The 14683-nt window shown below is 68.7% G+C and carries 13 protein-coding genes; 6 read left to right on the forward strand and 7 right to left on the reverse strand.

Annotated features, from left to right (window positions below; all coding sequences use genetic code 11):
• Positions 1 to 22: 22 nt before the first annotated feature.
• Both NXI30_10610 and NXI30_10615 read right to left on the reverse strand, forming a co-directional pair.
• Positions 23 to 1330: an aminopeptidase P N-terminal domain-containing protein gene (locus NXI30_10610; protein MCR9094655.1), complete on the reverse strand. Its 1308-nt coding sequence runs from the start codon at positions 1328 to 1330 to the stop codon at positions 23 to 25.
• 767 nt (positions 1331 to 2097) lie between these two features.
• Positions 2098 to 3594, reverse strand: a complete 1497-nt coding sequence (locus NXI30_10615; protein MCR9094656.1) for an HRDC domain-containing protein — start codon at positions 3592 to 3594, stop codon at positions 2098 to 2100.
• A gap of 417 nt (positions 3595 to 4011) precedes the next feature.
• On the opposite strand from NXI30_10615, the gene NXI30_10620 reads away from it, so the two are divergent.
• From NXI30_10620 to NXI30_10645, 6 genes are all read left to right on the forward strand, one after another.
• Positions 4012 to 5205 carry an FIST C-terminal domain-containing protein gene (locus NXI30_10620; GenBank protein ID MCR9094657.1) on the forward strand — a complete coding sequence of 398 codons (1194 nt, stop codon included), beginning with the start codon at positions 4012 to 4014 and terminating at the stop codon, positions 5203 to 5205.
• 174 nt (positions 5206 to 5379) lie between these two features.
• On the forward strand, positions 5380 to 6114 hold the full coding sequence (locus tag NXI30_10625) for an IclR family transcriptional regulator (GenBank protein MCR9094658.1): 735 nt from the start codon (positions 5380 to 5382) through the stop codon (positions 6112 to 6114).
• Complete coding sequence (locus NXI30_10630; GenBank protein MCR9094659.1) at positions 6111 to 6986, forward strand: aminotransferase class IV; 876 nt, start codon at positions 6111 to 6113, stop codon at positions 6984 to 6986. Before NXI30_10625 ends, NXI30_10630 begins: the two co-directional genes overlap by 4 nt.
• 158 nt (positions 6987 to 7144) lie before the next feature.
• Positions 7145 to 8857 carry a proline--tRNA ligase gene (locus NXI30_10635; protein ID MCR9094660.1) on the forward strand — a complete coding sequence of 571 codons (1713 nt, stop codon included), beginning with the start codon at positions 7145 to 7147 and terminating at the stop codon, positions 8855 to 8857.
• A gap of 31 nt (positions 8858 to 8888) precedes the next feature.
• Complete coding sequence (locus NXI30_10640) at positions 8889 to 9836, forward strand: hypothetical protein (protein MCR9094661.1); 948 nt, start codon at positions 8889 to 8891, stop codon at positions 9834 to 9836.
• A 49-nt stretch (positions 9837 to 9885) separates the two neighbouring features.
• Positions 9886 to 10449, forward strand: a complete 564-nt coding sequence (locus tag NXI30_10645; GenBank protein ID MCR9094662.1) for a CDP-alcohol phosphatidyltransferase family protein — start codon at positions 9886 to 9888, stop codon at positions 10447 to 10449.
• A 25-nt stretch (positions 10450 to 10474) separates the two neighbouring features.
• Here the strand turns inward: NXI30_10645 and NXI30_10650 are convergent, their stop codons facing one another.
• From NXI30_10650 to NXI30_10670, 5 genes are all read right to left on the reverse strand, one after another.
• Entirely contained in the window at positions 10475 to 11506 is a 1032-nt protein-coding gene (locus NXI30_10650; protein MCR9094663.1) for a hypothetical protein, read from the reverse strand.
• Positions 11503 to 12465: an NAD(P)H-binding protein gene (locus tag NXI30_10655; GenBank protein MCR9094664.1), complete on the reverse strand. Its 963-nt coding sequence runs from the start codon at positions 12463 to 12465 to the stop codon at positions 11503 to 11505. The genes NXI30_10650 and NXI30_10655 overlap by 4 nt, the downstream gene beginning before the upstream one ends.
• 73 nt (positions 12466 to 12538) lie before the next feature.
• Positions 12539 to 13753 (reverse strand): MFS transporter, encoded by a 1215-nt coding sequence (locus NXI30_10660; protein MCR9094665.1) that lies wholly within the window; start codon positions 13751 to 13753, stop codon positions 12539 to 12541.
• Positions 13754 to 13761: 8 nt separating this feature from the next.
• Entirely contained in the window at positions 13762 to 14064 is a 303-nt protein-coding gene (locus NXI30_10665) for an SUF system Fe-S cluster assembly protein (GenBank protein MCR9094666.1), read from the reverse strand.
• A gap of 158 nt (positions 14065 to 14222) precedes the next feature.
• Positions 14223 to 14675 (reverse strand): SUF system NifU family Fe-S cluster assembly protein, encoded by a 453-nt coding sequence (locus tag NXI30_10670; GenBank protein MCR9094667.1) that lies wholly within the window; start codon positions 14673 to 14675, stop codon positions 14223 to 14225.
• Positions 14676 to 14683: the final 8 nt, after the last annotated feature.

Raw genomic sequence — 14683 nt, forward strand, 5'->3', positions numbered from 1 at the left:
CCAGGCGTCGCGCGCCTGTTGCTCAGCCCTTGATCCAGGCTTCGATGTCGTCCGCGGTCTTCGGAATCGAGCGGGTCAGATTGAGGTGCCCGTCTTCGGTGATCACGACGTTGTCTTCGATCCGGATGCCGATGCCCTTGAAGCGATCCGGGGCGTTCGGATCGTCCGGGGATACGTAGAGGCCCGGCTCGATGGTATAGGCCATGCCCGGGGCGAGCGGACGCGGGGACGGCTTCTCGTCGCCGTTCTTCACGACGTAGGCGCCGACGTCGTGGACGTCGAGACCGAGCCAATGGCTCGTGCCGTGCATGTAATAGGGCTTGTAGGCCTCCTTCTCGATCAGGCCGTCGAGGTCGCCCGAGAGGAAGCCCAGGTCGACGAGCCCCTGGGTGAGGACGCGGACCGTCGCCATGTGGACCTCGGGAAGAGTCCCGCCAGGGCGGCTCACTTCGAAGGAAGCGAGCTGGGCAGCGAGCACGAGCTCGTAGAGCGCGCGGGCGGCCGGCTCGAAGCGGCCGTCGACCGGATAGCAGCGCGTCACGTCCGACGCGTATCCCTCGAGCTCGACACCCGCGTCGATCAGGACGACTTCGCCCGCGGCGAGCGGTTGGTCGTTCGTGATGTAGTGGAGGATCGTCGCGTTCTTTCCCGAGCCGACGATCGATCCGTAGGCCGGACCGGATCCGCCGCGCGCCCGGAAGGCGTAGGCGAGCTCGGCTTCGAGCTCGTATTCGTGGCGGCCGGCGAAGCAGGCGCGGGCGGCACGGTGGTGGCCCTCGAGGCTGATGTCCGCGGCGCGCTGCATGATCTCGATCTCGGCCGGGGACTTCACGAGTCGCATCTCGTGGACGAGCAGTCGCGGGTCGATCAGCTCGTTCGCCGGGAGGACGCCGCCGCGGGACTGTCGGCGGATCTCTTCCTGGAGCGCGACGATCCTGGCGTCGATCGCCGCGTCGCGGCCGAGCACGTGGTAGATCCGCGCCGCCCCGCGAAGGAGATCGGGGAGCTTCGCGTGGAACGCTTCGATCGGGTGGGCCTCGTCGGCGTCGTAGTCGGCGACCGCGCCATCGACGCCGGGGCGGTATCCGGTCCAGATCTCGGCGTCGCGATCGCGCGGCTGGACGAAGAGCGTGAAGTCCGGACCTTCTCTGGTCGACAGGACGGCGATCGCGTCGGGATGATCGAAGCCCGTCAGGTACCAGAAGTCGCTGTCCTGGCGGAAGGGGTACTCGGTGTCGGCCGAGCGCACGGCGAGGCGTCCGCCGACGAAGATCGCGACGGCGTCGGGGCCCATGGCCTGGAGCATCTGCTGGCGCCGTTCGGCGAACACGCGCGCATTCTATCCCATCGCCCGCGGGCGTCTCGCCGGTGAGCGGGACGTGCGCTCGGCGGCCGCGAATCGGCGGCTCGCCCCTCGGTTGACCGCCCTGGAGCCGCCGTCGCCTGCGGACCGGGCGGGAATCCCAGGATTAGGGAGAGTGTCTCTGCCACCTCGGGCGGCAGACGCCTCGAGCGGCACCGCGATTCAAATATCTGATTTTGTTGAATAAAATCGATTCTCGAGGTGCTTCCGAAGACCGTGTCGACTCTTGCTGCCACCTGGGGATGCAGGCACCCGGTCGCGGCCCGAGGCCGCTGAAGATCCTCGAAAGTCCTTGGAAAACAGGGAGTTGAGAAAAATTCGAAACTTTCTGCGCGGTTGGCACGCAACGTGCTCTTACAGGAGCCAAGAACGATCTGGAATACTGGCTGGCCCGGGCGGTTTAACACGGGCGCGTTCGTCCGGGCCGGCCAGTAAATCCGGGGAGTGAGGAGTCCAGCCCCACCAACGATCCATCGGGTGGATCAGGGGCAAGACTAGATCAAGGCGCTTTCCCCCAGACTGCACCCCATTCACCTCGCTCCCCGGTTTCCAGATCGGACAAGTCAATCCGGTCGATCCCCCGCATCGTCGACCGGCGTAGACAGGAGATTCCCCTCCTGAACGCGAACGCCCCGCTCGACCCTTTCCAGGGACCGAGCGGGGCGTTCGGCGTTTCGGGCGCCGTCTCGGGTGTCGTCGTTCGCATTCTTCGCGACGACGAGCGCCCGGCGTGATCAGTCTTCGGACTTCGCCTTCGATGCGCCGCTGGTTTCGCCCGCCTTCTCGTCCCCGTCCGTCTTCTTGCGGGCGCGGCGAGCTCGTTTCTTCGCGCGCGAGGCTCCGGAGCGTCCCCGTCCGCCGCGTCGACTCCGCTTCGGCTTGTCCGGCTTCTCTTCGGCCTCCTTCTCCGCGGCGGCGGCGACGTCGGCATCGTGTCGTTCGATCACGCCCAGGATCTCGTCGGCGAACTCGCGCACGAACCAGGCCTTGAGCTCCGGCAGCCCCTTGAGGTCCTTCGCGTTCGTCGGGGCTGCCCAGGCGATCGCTTCGAGCGCCGCGTTCGGGCAGAGCACGCCGGGGTCGAGCTTGAGCGCTTCCGCCCGCGGCCCGCGCCAATCCTTGAGCGCGCCGAGTCGCTTCTCGGTCTTGCGATCCATGCGCCGCCGCCCGCTCGTCTCGAGCTTCGGGATCGGGCCATGAGGCTTGCGCAGTCCCTTCTTGACCGCGCTCACGAGATCCTTGCCGAGTCGCTTGAGGATCAGATCGGTGATGCCCTTGATCTCGCCCATCGAATCCAGGTCGGTGGGCTGCGAGCGACTGATCTCGAGCAGCGTCCGGTTGCCGAGCACCTTGAAAGGCGGCCGGTCGATGTCGCGCGCGCGCAGGTCGCGAAGCAGGAAGAGCTCGCGGAGGATGGCGAGCTCCGTCGGCTCGAGGCTGCGGGCGCCCTTGATCCGCAGATAGCCCAGCTCGTCGAATTCGCGGTCGGGCCAGCGCCTCCCGCAGAGGGTCTCGAACTCGTCCATCGCCCAGTCGAGGCGCTTGGCCTTCTTGAGCTCCTTCTCGAGGCTCTCTGCGAGCTTGATCAGGTAGAGCACGTCCGACGCCGCATAGCTGAGCTGCTTCTCGGTCAGCGGACGCCGCGACCAGTCCGAGCGCTGCTCGTCCTTCGGAAGCGACACGCCGAAGTGTTTCTCGATCAACGCAGCGAGACCGATGGCCGGATACCCGAGAAGCTGGGCGCTCACCATGGTGTCGAAGAGGTTGGTGAAATCGAAGCCGCAGTCGCGCTTCAGGACGTAGATGTCGTACTCGGCGGCGTGGAAGAGGACGCGGACCTTCGGCGAGGAGAAGACCGACGCGAGGGGGGCGAGCTTGTCCGGCCCGCCGATCGCGAGGGGGTCGAGCAGCCAGCACTTCTTGCGGGTCGCGACCTGGACGAGGCAGACCTTGTCGAAGTAGTGGTAGAAGCTGTCCGCCTCGGTATCGAAGGCGACGACGTCTTCCTTCATCAGTTCCTTGGCGACGGCTTCGAGCCCCTCGACCGTGTCGACGATCTCGAAGTCGTCGCGTTGGGCGACGCCGGCGCGGCTCGACCCGGACTTGCCGCTCCCCGAGCTCGCCTTCGTGGAGCGCGAACTCGATGCGGGGCGTGAGGACTTGCCCTTCTCGCTCGTCTTCCGCTCGCTCGATCTGCCTGCGCCCGATGATTTTCTGGATTGGTCGGCCAATGCACTCTCTGTGGCTGCCAGCCCGGCTGGCAGGGACGCGGGGGTCGGCGACGACGGGCCATCGCGGCCGATCGGGTCGATTTCGGTCAATGCGCACGGATCGACCGAAGCCGGTCGCGCACCGTGCGGAATTCTCTGGGTGCCGACCCCGACCCACCTGCTCGTTCGCTTGTCGGCGCCTCGGGGTCGCTTCCTGATCGGTTGCGACGTCGGGCCCGGCTGCGGACGATCGCTGGCGAGTCGGCCAGCACGTCTTTCGGCAGGGGGAATGAGCCGCAGAGGGCGGCGGCTCGCGCTCGAATCTAGCCGAGCCCACGCGAAGCCGAAACCGCGAAAACCCGGGGGATCGCCCGCGGCGGGGCCCCCGATTCGGCTCCAGTGGCGTGCGAGACGCCCTTCGCGGTATCCACCCGGGCCATGGATGCCTTCGCCACCGCCCTATCGGACGCTCTCGACCCCGCTGTCGCAGCGCGAGAGCTGGCGTCCGTCCTCGAGGCCCGGCTCGGTCAGGGGGTCGCGGGGGCGCTGCTGCTGGGGACGGCCGCGGGCGACGGGGCGGGTCGGATCGCCGGGGAATCTCTCGCGGCGCATTTGTCCGAGGCCGTGCTGGCCGGCACGACGTTCGAGGGCGTCCTCGCCGGGGGACGGGTTCTCCGGGACCGCCCGGCCCTGGTGGCGATCGGCTGGGGCGCGGGCGAGGCCGAGCCGGTGCCCTTCCTGCTCGACGCCGAAGTCTTCGGGCGGGGGGCGCTCGATCTCGAGGAGGTGGCGCACGTCCTGGAGGATGCCCGCGGCGGCCCGCTGACCGGAGACGATCTGGTCCTGCTCTTTCCGGACGCGCTCGAAGGCGTCGCCCTCGAGGAACGGCTGGCTCTGCTTCGTCCCCGACTGGCTGGGGCGGTCTTTGCCGGCGCCGCCGCGGCCGGGGCGGGAACGGCGCCGGCCCAGGCCTGGGCGGGCGACCACGTGGAGCCGGGGGGAACCCTCGGCGTGGTTCTCCCGGGCGGCGCCGCAGGGGGGCGACGGCTGGGCTTCGCCGGCGCGACGCGTTTCGCGAGTCCCTGGCTTCAGGTGGGAGACTGTCGATCGCGCTGGGTCGACGAGCTCGACGGCGAGCCGGCCCTCGACTGGGTTCGGCGACAGCTCGGACTCGGCGTCTCGGACTCCGTCGAGCCCCATCTCGACCGGCTGATGGTCCGGCTGCGTTCGTCCGGGGACAGGGACGGCGTGCCGGACGAATCCGATCTCGCCTACGAGGAGCGCTACGTGGTCGGGCTCGACGACGAACGGGGGGCGATCTCCGTTCCCGCGGACGTCGAGCGCGGGGCGCAGCTGGCCTTCGCGCTGCCCGACCCCGACCACGCCCGGGCGCGCCTGCGGGCGGCCGCGGAGGGGCTGTCGCCCTCTCCGGTGGTTCTTCAGTTCGCCTGCCGGGCCCGGGATGCGGCGCTCCACGGAGACCCGGATCTCGAAGGGGCCTGGGTTCAGCACGCGGTGGGCGACCGGGCCGCCGTCGGCACCCTCGCGCCGTTCCAGCTCGGGCCCGCACCCGACGGGCGTCCCCGACGGCTCGTCCATACGACGCTCCTGGCGGCCCTCGGCCGGCGCTGATTTCGGGGGATCCGGGGCTCGTCGTCGGGCTTGTGTACGCTTTGGGGTTCCATTTATAGGAACGTTGATCTATATAATGGACCCTGTTGGACGCATGGGCAGCCTGAGGGCGGCGACGGCTCGTTTCCCTGTTTGCGAACGCGTTCGAGAACCCAGGAGGGAGGACCCCCGCCCATGGCCGGTGCCGCGACCGTCGACAAAGCCCTCGACGTCCTCTTCCACCTTCACGACGCGGGGGGCGCGGTCGGTCTCACGGAGATCGGACGGGCCCTCGATCTGCCCAAGTCGAGCTGCCACCGCCTCCTTGCGTCCCTCGTCGACCGAGAGGTCGTGTCGCGAGACGAATTCGGTCGCTACCGGCCGGGTCTCGCCCTGCTCTCCCTGGGAATCGGGGCGCAGCGGGGTGAGCCGGTGGTCGCCGCCGCACGACCGATCCTCGAAGAAGAGGCCCGCGCGTTCGGCGAGACGGTCTTCCTGGTCGGGCTGCGCCACGACCGCCTGAGGGTCCTCGACAAGGTCGAAGGCCCGGGCTTCCTGCGCGCCGCACCTGGCGTGGGCGACATCGTGCCCGCTCCGCCGACGGCCGCGGGCAAGCTCTACGCGCTCTTCGGCGCGTCCCCGACGACAGGGGATCAGGTCCGGTTCGCGGACGGGGAGGCGGAGACGATCCGTCGACGCGGCTACGCGCTCAACCGTGACGCCTGGATCGACGGGCTGTCGGTCCTCGGCGTACCCGTCTGGCAGGGCACCGGCGCCGGGGCGCGGGATCTCGTCGCCGTGATGGCGCTCGCGTCGTCGTCGCCGCGCTTCGAGGCGCTGGGCGAGGGCGAGGTCGCAGGGCGACTGCTCGACGCGGCGGCGCGCGCCGGCGAGCGGCTCGGCGGCACGCGCGCGGGAGAGGCTCGATGAGCGAGGCGATCGCATGGGTCGAGGGCCGGATCGGTCCGGCGGCGGAGGCGCGGATCCCGATCCTGGATCACGGCTTCCTCTTCGGCGACGGCGTCTTCGAAGGCATCCGGGTCACCGAGCGCGGCATCTTCCGGCTCGACGATCACATGAAGCGGCTCGCCACCGCCGGGCTCGCCACCGGGATCGGTCCCGCTCGGGTCTTCGAGCAGGCCCGCGAAGTCGCCTGCGAGACGACCCGCGCCTGGGGACGTCGGGAGGGCTATCTCCGCCTGATCGTGACGCGCGGGGTCGGGGCCCTCGGAATCGATCCCGCGACCTGTCCGGAATCCGCGATCGTGTGTATCGCCGCCGGTCCGATCGATGTCGATCCGGCGCGGGAAGCGCGTGGACTCTCGCTCATCACCTCGAGCCTGCGCCGCCCGGCGGCAGACGTGCTGGATCCGCGCGTGAAGAGCCTGAACTACCTCAACAACGTGCTCGCGAGGAGGGAAGCGGGGGAGCGCGGCGCCGACGACGCCCTGGTTCTGAACGCGCAGGGCCTCGTCGCCGAAGCCTCGGCCACGAATCTCTTCACGCTCTCGGGCAACCGCCTCGAGACGCCGCCGGTGACCGACGGTGCGCTCGAGGGGCTCACCCGGAGGACCGTGTTGGAGCTGGCAGGGGAGCTCGGTCTCGAGGCGCGGGAGCGGAGTCTCGGCCGCTTCGACCTCTACGCCGCGGATGCCGTCTTCCTGACGGGAACGCGCGCGGGTCTGGTGCCGGTCGGTGCCCTGGATGGCTCGCCCCTCTCCCAGACCGGCCGTCCGCGCGTCCAGGAGATCCAGTCGGCCTTCGCGACGCGGGCGCTCGACCTCTCCGTCGACGTCCACTGAACGAGGCCGAAGCCCGAGCGAGACGTTCTCGGGCCCGGAGACGCTATGTTCCGGCGTCGTCGGGGGATTCGTCCCTCGCCGTCGTGCCCCCCGCACGCGCTGACCCCAGCGCATCGACCCGACGTTCGTCCGGGTCGCGAGTCGGAGAGGAGAGAGCCGTGCGCTGGTCGAGCGCTTTCATTCCCACCCTGCGTGACGATCCCGCGGACGCGGAGGCGGTCTCGCACAAGCTGCTCGTGCGGGCCGGCTTCATGCGTCAGCTGATGGCGGGGCATTACTCGATGACGCCGCTCGGCTTCCGCTCGCTGCGCAAGCTCGAACAGATCGTGCGGGACGAGATGGAGAAGATCGGCGGGCAGGAGTTCCAGCTCCCCTGCATGCATCCGCGCGAGATCTGGGAGAAGTCGGGGCGCTGGTCGACGATGGGCGAGGAGATGTTCCGCCTGAAGGACCGCAAGGAAGCGGACGTCGCCCTCGGCATGACCCACGAGGAGATCTTCGCGTTCCACGCGGCGGAGCTCCGTTCCTACAAGTCGCTGCCGCAGATCTGGTACCAGTTCCAGTCGAAGTTTCGGGACGAGGCGCGGCCCAAGTCCGGGCTGCTCCGCGTGCGCGAGTTCACGATGAAGGACTCGTACTCGTTCGATCTCGACGAGGCGGGTCTCGACCAGTCCTTCGATCGGCACTTCGAGGCGTACCGGCGGATGTTCAAGCGCTTCGGCTTCGAGATCGTCGCCGTCGAAGCGTCGTCCGGGTCGATGGGCGGCAACACTTCGATCGAGTTCATGCTGCGGACGGACGCCGGTGAGGACTGGGTCGCGGGGTGTGGGGCCTGCGGATACGCGGCGAACGTCGAAAAGGCAGAGAGCGTGCTTCCTGCCATCGAGGACGGCGAAGGCCTCTCGAAGCCCGAGAAGTTCGCGACCCCCGGCGTCAAGACGATCGACGATCTCGCGAAGATGGAGGGCGGTGCCCCCGGCGATCGCCAGATCAAGACCCTCGTCTACAAGATCGACGACAAGGACGTGCTGATCCTGCTTCGTGGCGACCATCAACTCTCCGAGCAGAAGCTGATCGATCAGGTCGAGGCCGAGTCGATGCGTGCGGCCGAGCCCGGCGAGATCAAGAAGCTCCTCGGCGCGCTGCCCGGAAGCCTCGGAGCCGTTGGACGCGACGATCTCTTCGTGATCGCAGACGTGGCCCTGCAAGACCGCAGGGACATGGTGACCGGTGCGAACGAGGACGGCTTCCACCTGCGCGGCGTCGACGTCGACCGCGACGTTCCGGTGAAGGGCTGGCTCGACCTGCGCGAGGTCCAGAGCGGCGAAGCCTGTCCGATGTGTCAGCAGCCTCTCGAGGTCTACAAGACCCTCGAGGTCGGTCACATCTTCAAGCTCGGCACCAGATACAGCGAAGCGATGGGCGCGACCGTCCAGGACGAGAAGGGCGAGTCCGTCACGCTCATCATGGGCTCCTACGGCATCGGCCTCGAGCGCAACCTCGCCGCCGTCGTCGAGGCCAACCACGACGAGAACGGGATCTGCTGGCCCGTGAACGTCGCGCCCTACGAGGTCTGCGTGACCGTCGTGAAGCCCAAGGACGTCGATTGCCACGAGGCCGGCGAACGGCTCTACGAGAAGCTCGCCGAATCGGGCCTCGACGTGATCATCGACGACCGCGACGAACGCCCCGGCGTGAAGTTCAAGGACGCGGACCTGGTCGGCTTCCCCTATCGCGTGACGATCGGTCCGAAGGGTCTCGCCGAGGGCGTCTTCGAATTCGTACGTCGGCGCGACGGACAGAAGCGGGACATTCCGATCGAGCACGCGGCGGAGACGATCGTCGAAGCAGTGCTCGACGATCGCTTCTGACGGGCGCGTTCCGGCGGGACGGGGAGAAGGGTTGGCGGCGAAACGCGCGGCACAGAAGAAGACGACGATCGGGAGGCGTTCGTCGTCGGGCGGCGGCCCGCTCGTCCATCTCTTCGATGGCCACGTGTACATCTTCCGCGCCTACTACTCCCTGCCGTCGATGGAGGCGGCGGACGGTACGCCCTGCAACGCCGCCTACGGCTTCGCGAACACGTTGATCCGGTACGCAGCGGAAGAGGATCCGTCCCACGTCGGCGTCTGCTTCGACGCGGCGATGACGAGCTTCCGGAACGAGGTCGAGCCCGAGTACAAGGCGCAGCGCGGCGAGCCCCCGGACGATCTCGAGCCCCAGTTCGATCTCTGTCACGAGATCTCGGTGGCGCTCGGTTTCGCGACCTACGAGGTCGACGACTACGAGGCGGACGATCTACTCGGTGCGATCGCCGACGAGGTCGTCCGTCGGAAGGCGAACGCCCGGGTGCTGACGACCGACAAGGACCTCTGTCAGCTCGTGCGCGAGGACGGGCGCGTCGTGGTCCACGACCTCGCGAAGGAGAAGACGTTCGACGCGGACGCGGTCCGCGAGAAGTTCGGCGTCTCGCCGGCGCAGATCCCGGACTATCTGGGCCTCGTCGGGGACAAGATCGACAATCTGCCGGGGGTGCCCGGGATCGGGGCGAAGTCCGCGGCGGCGGTCCTGCAGGCCTTCGAGTCGATCGAGAACGTGCCCGATGATTTCGACGCCTGGGGCGGCGTGTCCGTCCGCGGCGCGAAGCGCATGGCCGAGAAGATCGCGGAGCACCGCGATCGGGCGCTCAAGACCAAGGATCTCGCGACGGTGCTCCGGAAGGTCCCCGGCGTGAAGCCGGGACTCTCGGATCTGGCCTACCGCGGAGCGGATCGGGAACGCGTCGAGGAGCTCTTCGAGCGGCTCGGCTGGAACCGGATCTACGACCGGATCCCGAAGTGGCAGTCGTGACCGCGAGCGGGAGCGTCCCGAGCAGGTCGCACGACGTCGGGAGCGTGTGATGAGCGTCGTGGCGGGTCGACTGCTCACCTGGTCGAACGCGCTCACCCTCTCGCGTCTCGTCTCGGCGCCCGTCTTCTTCTGCGCGCTCGTGGGGGGCGCGAGCGGCCTGGCGCTGGTCCTCTTCTGGGTGGCCGTCGTGACCGACATGGCCGACGGGCGACTGGCGCGCGCCCGCGGCGAGACCTCCAACCTCGGTGGCCTCCTCGATCACGCGACGGACGCCAGCTTCGTGAGCCTGGGTCTCGTCGCGCTCGCGCAGGCGGGGCAGGTTCCCGTCGCGCTGCCGATCCTCGTGGCGGCCGCGTTCCTGCAGTACATGCTGGACTCGAAGAGTCTCTCGGGCCGCGCGCTCCGGGCGAGCTCCGTCGGTCGCTGGAACGGGATCCTCTACTTCGTCCCGCTCGGAATCGTCGCGACGCGGAACGGGCTCGGGCTCGATTGGCCGGCGGACCCGCTGATCCTCGTCGTGGGCTGGGCACTCGTCGCCTCGACCACGATCTCGATGGCGGATCGAGCCTGGACGCTGCTCGGGAGCCGTCGCGAGGACGCCGACCCGAGCTGAGGTCCGGTCGCGGCGTGGCGCGCAGCTACGCGGGGGCGGCCGGCGCCTCGTCGAAGAGCTCGCGATTCGCTCGGCGCAGGAAGAGCAGGCCGATCGCCGCGTTGAAGAAGATGAAGAAGTTGTGCTGGACGAATCCGAAGGCAGCCATTTCGCCTTCGTTGCCCGGGAAGAGAACGACCCAGAGCGTGATCGCGACTGTCCGCATCGGACCCGGCGTCGCCGCTCCGAAGAAGATCACCGGCAGGTAGCCGAGCATCTGGCCCATCGTCGCTTCCACGCCGAAGAGGCCGAGGGCCCAGGTGTAGATCACGACCGCGGCCAGCAGCGCCGGCGATCGCAGCACGACGATCGTCAGGTAATGGAGCGGCCCGGCCTCGCGAAAGCTCTTGAAGAGCGGACGATCCCGAAAGGCGACCGGGCCGTCGCCGTCCGTGGCGTCGGTTTGCGGCGCGTCGCCGCGACGGAAGAAGAAGATCCAGCCCGCGAGGAAGACCACGGCGCCCGTCGCGATCACGGGAATCAGGCCGAAGACTTCGGGCAGATCCTCGCGCCGGAGGGTCCAGCCGATCGTGGCCCAGAAGAGCAGGTAGAAGAACTCGCAGAACATGATGAAGATCATGCTCGAGCCGACTTCCCATCCCGGGACCCCGTAGCGACGGAAGAGATAGAGCCCCATCGCGCCCTTGCCGACCTGTTCGTTCAGGATCGACAGGATGTAGGAGCTCCCGCGAATGGGGAGGATTCCGGTGTACGAGATCGGCGTGTTGAACCAGGAGACGACGCGCCAGACCACCGCCGAGTCGATCACGAAAAAGAACGCCGAGTAGGGAACCATCAGCGCGAGCCAGGTGATCCAGTCGACGCGCCCGAAGATCCCTCCGAGGTACTCGACGAGACCGAGCCCGTCGCGGGCCGCCGCGCCGGAGAGGCGCGTGTAGAGGTATCCGAAGCAGACGAGGGTGATCACCCAGGGCAGCAGCTGCTGCCAGAGTGCGGGCTTGCGCGGCCCGCCGTTCGTGCCGCCTGCGGCCCCGTTCGTCGCTTCCGTTTCGCTCATGCTTCCTCGGCTTCCGTTCTCGCGCCGTCGCGCGGCGGTCCGACGTGGTCGGCCAGGGTCCGGTCGAGCGGGGTCAACTCGATGCCGAGTGCCTCGCAGAACGCGTCGGGGTCGACGCGATCGTCGTGCTGGAGGATGTCGAACATCGCGCGGCTCACTGGCGGGTTCTTCAGGAACCGGTCGAGCAGCCCGACGCCAACGCGCGCGAGCCAGCCAGGCAGAGAGGAGATCTTCGGCTCGTTGTCGTAGAGCCGTGCGGCTCGCAGGACGAGCATCCGGTGGGAAAGGCACTCGGGACCGCCGGCGTCGAGGGCCAGATCGCGCCCGGGCGCGACGACGCACGCGGCGAGGATCGCCGTCACGACGTCCCGCGCGTCGATCGGCTGCTGGAGCGTCCGGCCGCCGTCGACGAGGCGCAGGCTCTTCGCCTGTGCCTGGCGGCGGAGCGAGGCCGAAGCGGGGTCGTCGCCGCCGAGGACCATCGGTACCCGGAGCACCGTCGTCGCCACGCGATCGTCGAGGAGCAGGGCCCCGGCGCGTCCCTTGGAGGCGAGGCAGTCGTTGGTCGAGTCGGGGGCGCTGCCGAGGATCGAGAGGTAGACGATCCGGCTGACGCCCGAGCGGTTCGCGGCCAGCGCGAGAGCATGACAGGTCTGCTCATGGGCCTCGACGTAGCGGGTCCCAGGCATCTCCTTGATGATGCCGACCAGATGGACGACGGCGTCCGCGCCCGTGAGGGACTGTTCCATGTCCTTCGGGCTGGTGTAGTCGACGATCCGGATCTCGGGCGCGGGCACGAGGCTCCAGCCCTCGATCGTGGCCTTCGCGCGCTCGGAACGAACGAGGGCCCGCACGCCCTCGTGTCCCTGGTCCGCCAGGCGCGTGAGCAGGACGCGACCGAGCTGGCCGTTGGCGCCGGTGACGACGATCGATCGGAGGGGCTCGTCGAGGATCTCCACGAGCGGGACCCTACCCGCTTTTCGCGGTGCCTGCCGTGGCGACGGGTCGCTCTCCCGGTGCGGCGCCCCGGCGCTAGGTCGCCTGGAGGCGCCGTTGGGCAACGACGGCGCCGACGACGAGCAGCGCGAGCCAGCCGCCTTGCGTCATCAGGCCGAACGAGAGGCTCGTGGACTGCGCGATCACGCCGGTGACCCAGGGGACGATGAACCCGCCGAGCGATCCGAGGCCGCCGGCGAGGCCGACCGCGAGGCCCGGCGAGGAGGGAAGAGCGATTCCGGCGAGGCCGATCATCACGGGGAATACGCCACCCAGGAAGAAGCCGATGACGGCCATGGCCAGCTCCGGCGAGCTGATCCATCCCTGCCCGAAGAGGACGAAGACCCCCGCGGCGACGGCGGCGAGCGCGGCGATCGCGCCGCCCCCGATCGGTCGCGGAGAGAGGCCGATCGCGAGGCGACCAACGAGGAGGCCACCCCAGAAGGCGCTGATGGTCCGGGCGGCTCGCTCCTCGCCGAGCCCCAGGACCGAAGTCGCATGGTCGGCGACGAAGAGCGTGGCGGCGGCTTCGACGCCGACGTAGGCGAAGCAGGCCAGACAGACTGCGTAGAGTGTCCGCCGGTCGTCGCGCCGGGTCGAAGCGGGGTGGTTCGTGGTCTCCGCCTCGTTCGCGAGGGCCCGCGGCGCGCCCATCGGGACGAAGAGCGCGCCCAGGATCAGGAACGCGTGCAGCATGCCCGCCATGCGGAACGTGTCGTACCAGGAGAGCGGCGACAGCCCGCGAAGGAACTCGAAGAGCAGCGGGGTGGCCGAGGCGGCTGCGGTTGCGGCCGCGTGGACGAAGATGAGTCGGCGCGGCGCGCGCGGACCGAGGTCTTCGACGATCAACGCGTTCAGCACCGTCTCGTAGAACCCGGCGCCGAAGCCGATCGCGACCGTGTGCGCGAGGAGGGCGCCGTAGCTGCTGTCGGGACCGAGGGTCGTGGTCGCGACGAGGACGAGGCCGCAGGCGGCGAGGAAGAGCGGACGGCGCGGCAGGCGGTCGACGAGGGGGCCGGCGACGATGATCCCGACGCCGAGACCGAGCGAGAGCATGGCGCCCACGCGGCCGAACTCCTCGTAGTCGAGTCCGAGGGTCTCGATCAGCTCGCTGGCGTTCGCGCCGTAGAGGACGAGGAGGGCGCCGAAGGCGAGGAAGCTCGCGACGGAGAGGACCGTGCCTCGAAGCGGCTGCGCCTCGTGAAAAGGCTGCGTCTCGTGAAGCGGTTGCGCCTCGTGAATCGACGGCACGAAGCCGACTACATCATGTTGAGTTCGAGGCGCGCCGCGTCGGACATCATGTCGACGCTCCACGGCGGATCCCAGACGAGGTCGAGCGAGACGTCCTTCACGCCGATCACGTTCCGCACCTTGTCCTCGACTTCGACGGGCAGCGTCTCGGCGACGGGGCACATCGGCGTCGTGAGCGTCATCGTCACGTGTGCCTCACCGTCGTCGGTCACCTCGACGCCGTAGACGAGGCCGAGCTCGTAGATGTCGACGGGGATCTCCGGGTCGTAGACGGTCTTGAGGACGGCGATGATCCGATCGCGCACCTGCATCGCCGGCGAGAGGTTCGCATCGCCCGCTGCCGTCGTCTCGTCGACCTTCGCGGCTTCTTCGTTCGCGTTCACGTCTTCGGTCATCGTCTCTTGTTCTTCTTCCTGTGCGCCGCCCAGCAGGCGTGCCTTCAGTCTGGAAAACATCGTGAAGCCCTGCCCTACTCGGTCTTCGCCGAGGCCTCGCCGTCGAGCGCAGCCTTGAGCGCGTGCCAGGCCAACGTCGCGCATTTGACCCGCATCGGGTACTCGCGCACGCCGGCGAAGACGGCGAGCTTGCCGAGTCCGTCGGTGTTCGCCTCTTCGCTCGGACTCGACGTCACGAGGTCGTGGAAGCGATCGAAGTCGGCGTCGATCGCTTCGAGGGACTTGCCCTTCACGTGATCGGTCATGAGCGAGGCCGACGCCCTGGAGATCGCACAACCGGAACCCTGGAAGGACACGTCCTCGAGGGTGCCGTCGCTCGCGACCTGCGCGTAGAGCGTCAGCTGGTCGCCGCAGAGCGGGTTGTGCCCGTCCGCTTCGTGGCTCGCGTCCTCGATCACGCGGAAGTTCCGCGGCTTCTTGTTGTGTCCCAGGATCGTCGCCTGGTAGAGCTCTCGGAGATCGTCCATCGGTCTTC

Source organism: bacterium (genome assembly GCA_024742285.1).
Lineage (GTDB): Bacteria > Myxococcota_A > UBA9160 > UBA9160 > UBA4427 > UBA4427.

Bases quoted from the DNA above. Each gene is read 5' to 3' on its own strand.
- NXI30_10620 (MCR9094657.1), top strand. From the start codon at position 4,012: ATGGATGCCTTCGCCACCGCCCTATCGGACGCTCTCGACCCCGCTGTC.
- NXI30_10625 (MCR9094658.1), top strand. From the start codon at position 5,380: ATGGCCGGTGCCGCGACCGTCGACAAAGCCCTCGACGTCCTCTTCCAC.
- NXI30_10630 (MCR9094659.1), top strand. From the start codon at position 6,111: ATGAGCGAGGCGATCGCATGGGTCGAGGGCCGGATCGGTCCGGCGGCG.
- NXI30_10645 (MCR9094662.1), top strand. From the start codon at position 9,886: ATGAGCGTCGTGGCGGGTCGACTGCTCACCTGGTCGAACGCGCTCACC.
- NXI30_10650 (MCR9094663.1), bottom strand. From the start codon at position 11,506: ATGAGCGAAACGGAAGCGACGAACGGGGCCGCAGGCGGCACGAACGGC.
- NXI30_10665 (MCR9094666.1), bottom strand. From the start codon at position 14,064: ATGCAGGTGCGCGATCGGATCATCGCCGTCCTCAAGACCGTCTACGAC.
- NXI30_10670 (MCR9094667.1), bottom strand. From the start codon at position 14,675: ATGGACGATCTCCGAGAGCTCTACCAGGCGACGATCCTGGGACACAAC.